General features: G+C 70.6%; 5 protein-coding genes. All 5 read left to right on the forward strand.

Annotation, left to right across the window (positions count from 1 at the left end):
• The first annotated feature begins 110 nt into the window (after window positions 1-110).
• The 5 genes from ACFU8Q_RS37245 to ACFU8Q_RS37265 all read left to right on the forward strand — a co-directional run bounded on the left by ACFU8Q_RS37245 (window position 111) and on the right by ACFU8Q_RS37265 (window position 6,915).
• Window positions 111-833 (forward strand): histidine phosphatase family protein, encoded by a 723-nt coding sequence (locus ACFU8Q_RS37245; RefSeq protein ID WP_384463307.1) that lies wholly within the window; start codon window positions 111-113, stop codon window positions 831-833.
• A gap of 105 nt (window positions 834-938) precedes the next feature.
• Window positions 939-1,529, forward strand: a complete 591-nt coding sequence (locus ACFU8Q_RS37250) for a DUF3090 domain-containing protein (protein ID WP_384463310.1) — start codon at window positions 939-941, stop codon at window positions 1,527-1,529.
• A complete protein-coding gene (locus tag ACFU8Q_RS37255; RefSeq protein ID WP_384463313.1) occupies window positions 1,493-2,347 on the forward strand; it encodes an SCO1664 family protein in 855 nt (284 codons plus the stop codon). Before ACFU8Q_RS37250 ends, ACFU8Q_RS37255 begins: the two co-directional genes overlap by 37 nt.
• Before the next feature lie 152 nt (window positions 2,348-2,499).
• Complete coding sequence (mshC, locus tag ACFU8Q_RS37260; protein WP_384463315.1) at window positions 2,500-3,729, forward strand: cysteine--1-D-myo-inosityl 2-amino-2-deoxy-alpha-D-glucopyranoside ligase; 1,230 nt, start codon at window positions 2,500-2,502, stop codon at window positions 3,727-3,729.
• 138 nt (window positions 3,730-3,867) lie between these two features.
• On the forward strand, window positions 3,868-6,915 hold the full coding sequence (locus ACFU8Q_RS37265) for an NPCBM/NEW2 domain-containing protein (protein WP_384463318.1): 3,048 nt from the start codon (window positions 3,868-3,870) through the stop codon (window positions 6,913-6,915).
• The last annotated feature ends 86 nt before the right edge of the window (window positions 6,916-7,001 follow it).

The following is a 7,001-nucleotide window of genomic DNA, read 5'->3' on the forward strand; positions in this document are numbered from 1 at the left end:
GGGGCGCTCGCATACTGGCTGTATTCGGGCGTTCCGACAACGCGGCGAGGTGCCGTAGCTGTCGTCGTGCGCCCGCCAGGGATTACGGGACAGCCCTTACGCTGGCCCGTATGCCCACCCTGATCCTCGTACGCCATGGACGCTCCACCGCCAATACGGCCGGGGTGCTCGCGGGCCGGACGCCCGGTGTCGCGCTCGACGAGCGCGGCGCCGCCCAGGCCGCGGCGCTGCCCGGACGACTGGCCGCGCTGCCGCTGGCCGCCGCCGTCAGCAGCCCTCTGCAGCGCTGCCGGGAGACCCTGCGGCCCCTGCTCGACGTGCGGCCGGAGCTGGTGCTGCACACCGAGGAGCGGATCAACGAGTGCGACTACGGCGACTGGTCGGGACGCAAGCTCGCCGAACTCACCGACGAGCCGCTGATGAGCGTCGTGCAACAGCATCCGTCGGCCGCGGTGTTCCCCGGCGGCGAGTCCATGCGCGCCATGCAGGCGCGCGCCGTCGACGCCGTGCGGGACTGGAACGCGCGGATCGAGGCCGAGCACGGTGACGACGCCGCCTACGTGATGTGTTCCCACGGCGACATCATCAAGGCCCTCGTCGCCGACGCGCTCGGCATGCATCTCGACCTCTTCCAGCGGATCCATGCCGACCCCTGTTCGGTGACCGCGATCCGCTACACCAGGCTGCGGCCCTTCCTGCTGCGGCTCGGCGACACCGGGGACCTGGCCTCGCTGGCGCCGCGGGAGCACACTGCCGCAACGGACCCGGACCGGCGCCCGGCGGCGGACGCCGATGCGGACGCGGCGGTCGGTGGCGGCGCTGGGGCGCCGTGATCGCTCCGCGCAGTAGGGTGGACGCGCCGTAGGCGCCCTTCCCGGGGTAACCCCCGGGACCGCCGCCACCCCTCATCTGCCGTCAATTTTCAAGGGAGACAGGACGTGTCCCGTCAGGTGTTCCTCTACGACCCCCCGGACCGCTTCGTGGCCGGTACGGTCGGGTTGCCTGGGCGTCGTACGTTCTTCCTGCAGGCATCCTCAGGCGGACGCGTCACCAGCGTGGCCCTGGAGAAGACTCAGGTCGCCGCGCTCGCCGAGCGCATCGACGAACTGCTCGACGAGGTGGTGCGGCGGACCGGCGGAAACTCTCCGGTGCCCGCCGTGGCGCCCATGGACGTCACCGACACCGCGCCGCTCGACGTGCCCGTCGAGGAGGAGTTCCGGGTCGGCACGATGGCGCTCGCCTGGGACGGCGAGGAACAGCGCATGATCGTCGAGGCGCAGGCGCTCGTCGAGCTGGACGTGGAATCCGACGAGGATCTCGCGGAGGCCGAGGAGCGACTGCTCCAGGACGAGGAGAACGGCCCGCCGATGCTCCGCGTCCGCCTCAGCGGGGCGCAGGCCCGGGCCTTCGCCAAGCGCGCCCTGGATGTCGTGAACGCCGGGCGCGCGCCGTGCCCGCTGTGCAGCCTGCCGCTCGACCCGGAAGGACACGTATGCCCGCGCCAGAACGGATACCGTCGCGGAGCCTGACCGGCACCGAACTGGTCACCGTGCTCGCCGAGGGCCGGCTCACCGTTCTCGGTCAGGTCCGCGGGGCGTCCAACGCGGTGCTCTACTGCACGGTCGCCCACGACGGCGACGAGGTGACGTGCGTCTACAAGCCCGTGGCCGGGGAACGGCCACTGTGGGACTTCCCCGACGGCACGCTCGCCCGGCGCGAGGTGGCCGCGTACGAGATCTCCGAGGCGACCGGTTGGGGGCTCGTACCGCCCACCGTGCTGCGGGACGGTCCGTACGGCGAGGGCATGTGCCAGCTGTGGGTCGAGGCGGCGCCCCAGGACGACGAGTCCTCCCCGGACGGCCTGCCGCCGCTCCTCGCGCTCGTCGACGACGAGGAGCCGGGGGAGGGCTGGAAGGCCGTCGCCCTCGCCGAGGTGGGGGAGGGGAGGACGGCCCTGCTGGTGCACGCGGACGATCCGCGGCTGCGGCGGCTCGCGGTCCTCGACGCCGTGATCAACAACGGTGACCGCAAGGGCGGCCATCTGCTGCCCGCACCCGGCGGCCGGCTCTACGGCATCGACCACGGCGTGACCTTCAACGCCGAGGACAAGCTGCGCACGCTGCTGTGGGGATGGGCGGGGGAGCCGCTGACGGCCGAGGCCGTCGAGGTCGTGGACCGGCTGGACGCGGAGCTGGCTCCGGGGACCTCGCTCGCCACCCGGCTGGCCGAGCTGATCACCGCGGCCGAGATCGAGGCGTTGCGGGGGCGCGTGGCGGGGCTGAGGGCCTCGGGGCGGCATCCGGAGCCGAGCGGCGAGTGGCCGTCGATCCCCTGGCCACCGGTGTGACGAAATCGAGCCACTCCGGCGACCGAGGGGCGGGGTAGGGGGGCTTTGCCCGTATCTGATGCTGATGAACCCACGCCGCGCAAGACCGCCTCTTCGGCCAAGGTCCGGTATCCGGTTCGTATCCGGAACGTGCATCCGGTTAGGCTCGTGGCATGCATGCCTGGCCCGCTTCTGAGGTCCCCGCCCTGCCTGGCAAGGGCCGCGACCTTCGGATCCACGACACCGCGACCGGCGGACGGATCACTCTTGACCCCGGTCCCGTCGCCCGCATCTACGTCTGCGGCATCACGCCGTACGACGCGACCCACATGGGTCATGCGGCGACCTACAACGCGTTCGACCTCGTTCAGCGCGTGTGGCTCGACACCAAGCGACAGGTCCACTATGTCCAGAACGTGACCGATGTGGACGATCCGCTGCTGGAGCGGGCCGTGCGCGACGGTCAGGACTGGACCGAGCTCGCCGAGCGCGAGACGGCTCTGTTCCGCGAGGACATGACTTCCCTGCGCATGCTTCCGCCGAAGCACTACATCGGTGCCGTGGAGGCGATACCGGGCATCGTCCCGCTCGTCGAACGGCTCCGGGACGCGGGCGCCGCCTACGAGCTCGACGGGGACGTCTACTTCTCCGTCGAGACCGACCCGCAGTTCGGCGGCGTCTCCAACCTCGACGCCGAGGCGATGCGGCTGCTCTCCGCCGAGCGCGGCGGCGACCCGGAACGCCCCGGCAAGAAGAACCCGCTCGACCCGATGCTCTGGATGGCCGCCCGTGAGGGCGAGCCGAGCTGGGACGGGGCCTCTCTCGGCCCCGGCCGTCCGGGCTGGCACATCGAGTGCGTCGCCATCGCCCTGGACCACCTCGGCATGGGCTTCGACGTCCAGGGAGGCGGGTCCGACCTCGCCTTCCCGCACCACGAGATGGGCGCCTCGCACGCCCAGGTGCTGACCGGCGAGTACCCGTTCGCGCAGGCGTACGTACACGCGGGAATGGTCGCCCTGGACGGCGAGAAGATGTCCAAGTCCAGGGGGAACCTGGTCTTCGTCTCGAAGCTCCGCCACGACGGGGTGGACCCGGCGGCGATCCGCCTCGCGCTGCTGTCGCACCACTACCGGTCCGACTGGGAGTGGACCGACCAGGTGCTCGCCGATGCCGTCGAGCGGCTCGGGCGGTGGCGTTCCGCCGTCTCCCGGCCCGACGGACTGCCCGCCGAGGCTCTGGTCGAGGAGGTCCGCGAGGCCCTCGCCGACGACCTGGACGCACCGGCCGCGCTGGCCGCCGTGGACCGCTGGGCCGAGCGTCAGAACGCCGAGGGCGGAACGGACGAGGGCGCGCCCGGCCTCGTCTCGCGCGCCGTCGACGCGCTGCTGGGCGTCGCTCTGTAGCGTCGCCCGCTACCGCCGCGCGCGGGCACAGTGCGCGGATCGCCATCCCATGAGCCGGCCTTGGACTTCTCGACGAAGTTCAGGGCCGGTTCCGTTTTGTCCATGGTCAAGTGCTCGATACTGCGCTAAAAGCGCTCTATGCAATCATCAACGCGCATCAGAGCGGCGGCAGTTGCAGCCTTGTTCGGGCTGATCGCCGTCTTCGCGGGGCCCGGTGCCGGTCAGGCCGGCGCCGCCGAACCGGACCCCACCACGGTCGGCGACCTCACCGGATTCTCCGCCGACGGACCCGTCTACCACTTGAGGGCCGGCACCGCCGAGGCCCGCGTCAGCTTCGTCTCCGCCGAGACCTTCCGCATCGAACTCGCCCCGGACGGTACGTTCTCCGACCCGGCCGGCGACGACATGGTGCTGCCACAGGGCACCCCGCCGCACACCCGGTGGAAGGAGCGGGCCGACCGCTACGAGCTCTCCACCGGCGGCATCACCCTGCGCGCCTACAAGTCGCCCCTGCGCTTCGCGCTGTACCGGGCCGACGGCACCCGGGTCTGGTCCGAGGCCAAGGGGCTGAGCTGGGACGGGAAGCAGACCACCCAGACCCTGGCCCGCGGCGCCGACGAGCAGTTCTACGGCGCCGGGATGCAGAACGGCCGCGGCAACACCTCGCACCGGGACAAGACCGTCGAGGTCGGCGTCGACTACAACTGGGACGACGGCGGGCACCCCAACTCGGTGCCGTTCTACCTTTCCTCGGCGGGCTACGGCGTCTTCCGCAACACTTACGCGCCGAACACCTATGCCTTCACGGACCCGGTGACCACCAGCGCGAAGGAAAAGCGTTTCGACGCCTACTACTTCGCGGGCGACAGCGCCAAGGACGTCATCGGGCAGTACACGAAACTCACCGGCAAGCCCTTCCTGCCGCCCGTGTACGGGATGGAGATCGGCGACGCCGACTGCTATCTCCACAACGCCAACCGCGGTGAGCGGCGCACCCTGGACGCCCTGAAGGTCGCCGACGGGTACGTCGAGCACGACATGCCGAACGGCTGGATGCTCGTCAACGACGGCTACGGCTGTGGCTACGAGGACCTCGCCGAGGCCGCGAAGGGCCTCCAGGACCGCGGCATGCAGCTCGGCCTGTGGACCGAGGACGGCATCGACAAGATCGCCGACCAGGTCAAGGCGGGCCAGCGGGTCGCCAAACTGGACGTCGCCTGGGTCGGCTCGGGCTACAAGTTCGCGCTCGACGGCTGCAAGGACGCGTACCAGGGCATCGAGGACAACAGCGACGCCCGAGGCTTCACCTACGCCCCCGAGAGCTGGGCGGGCGCGCAGCGCTGCGGCGTCCAGTGGTCCGGTGACCAGTACGGCACCTGGGACTACATCCGCTGGCAGATTCCGACCTACGCGGGCGCCACGATGTCCGGTCTCGCGTACACCACCGGCGACGTCGACGGCATCTTCGGCGGCAGCGCCAAGACGTACACCCGTGACCTCCAGTGGAAGATGTTCCTGGGGACCACGATGACCATGGACGGCTGGGCGGCCAGTGACAAGCAGCCCTACCGGTACGGGGAGCCGTACACCTCCATCAACCGCGACTACCTCAAGCTCAAGGAGTCGCTGCTGCCCTATCAGTACTCGTACGCGCACGAGGCGACGAAGACCGGCGTCGGCATGGTCCGGCCCCTGACCCTCGAATTCCCGGACGACCCGAAGGCGGCGACGGACGCGGCGAAGTACGAGTTCATGTCCGGCGAGGACTTCCTCGTCGCACCCGTCTACCAGGACACCACCGAGCGCAACGGCATCTATCTGCCGAAGGGCACCTGGACCGACTACTGGAGCGGCCGCACATACGAGGGCCCGACCACCGTCGACCACTACAGCGCCCCGCTCGACACCCTGCCGCTGTTCGTCAAGGGGGGTGCCAGTGTGCCGATGTGGCCGGGCATCCGCTCGTACAAGGACCGCACCGCCGGCTCCCCGCTCGCCTGGGACATCTACCCGCAGGGCTCTTCGTCGTTCACGCTGTACGAGGACGACGGCGTCACCCGGCAGCACCGCGACGGCAAGTACGCCACCCAGACCGCCGACGTGGACGCACCGGTCCGGGGCGCGGGCGACGTCACCGTGCGGATCGGTGCGAGCAAGGGGGAGTTCACCGGTAAGCAGAGCACCCGCCCGTACGAGTTCAGTGTGCACACCGGCTCCGCACCGAGCGCGGTCGAACTCGACGGCAAGCTGCCACGGCTGGCTTCCGCGGCCGCGTACAAGACCGCGAAGCAGGGCTGGTGGTACGACCGGGACGACCGCGGTGGTGTCGTGAAGATCAAGACCGCGCCGCACTCCACCGACAAGAAGTTCTCCGTGAAGCTGAAGGGGACGAGCGCGGTCGGCGGCCGGAACGCCGCCGCGACGGCCGTCGTCTCCGCGACCGCCGGGCAGGAACTCGGCGCCGGAGCCGAAGGTACCGTCGCCGTCGACGTCACTGCGGGCAGCACCGATGTGACGGACGCCGCGGTCACCCTGGCCGTGCCCGACGGCTGGCAGGTCGGACCGGCCGCGACCGTGGACCGGATCCCGGCGGGCACCACCCGGCGGGTCGAGGTGTCGGTCACCCCGGCGAAGGACGCCGCGGCGGGGGAGGCGAGGATCACCGCGCTCGCCCGCTACCGGTCGGCCGGTGGATCCCGGACCACCGCCCAGCGGTTCGCCGCCGAGGTGATGCCACCGCCGCCCACCGGCGAGGTTTGGGCGAGCGATCTGGTGTGGCTGAAGTCGGTGAACGGCTACGGGCCCGCCGAACGGGACCGCAGCAACGGCGAGTCGGGCGCCGCCGACGGACACCCCCTCACGCTGGCGGGGAAGGTGTACGAGAAGGGGATCGGCACCCATGCCGACTCCGACATCGAGGTATATCTCGGCGGACACTGCTCGAAGTTCACCGCCGACGCCGGGATCGACGACGAGATCAACGGCTACGGCGAAGTGGCGTTCTCCGTCGAGGCGGACGGCAAGGTGCTGTGGACCTCGCCGAAGGTGACGGGGGCGTCCGCGACCGTACCGGTCGATGTGCGGCTCGACGGGGCGCGCCATGTGCACCTGAAGGTCACGGACACCAATGGGTCCAAGACCGGTGACCACGGGGACTGGGCCGCGGCGCGATTCACCTGCTCCTGACGGACCCGGATGTCCCGGAACCGTCCGGATGTTCGTGAATGACCCGGACAGTAGATGTTTGTGAATGACCCGGACAGCACAGGAGC

The sequence above is a fragment of the Streptomyces sp. NPDC057543 genome (genome assembly GCF_042801895.1).
Classification (GTDB): domain Bacteria; phylum Actinomycetota; class Actinomycetes; order Streptomycetales; family Streptomycetaceae; genus Streptomyces.

Coding starts and splice junctions, on each gene's coding strand:
- ACFU8Q_RS37245 (WP_384463307.1), top strand. CDS start 111: ATGCCCACCCTGATCCTCGTACGCCATGGACGCTCCACCGCCAATACG.
- ACFU8Q_RS37255 (WP_384463313.1), top strand. CDS start 1,493: ATGCCCGCGCCAGAACGGATACCGTCGCGGAGCCTGACCGGCACCGAA.
- mshC (WP_384463315.1), top strand. CDS start 2,500: ATGCATGCCTGGCCCGCTTCTGAGGTCCCCGCCCTGCCTGGCAAGGGC.
- ACFU8Q_RS37265 (WP_384463318.1), top strand. CDS start 3,868: ATGCAATCATCAACGCGCATCAGAGCGGCGGCAGTTGCAGCCTTGTTC.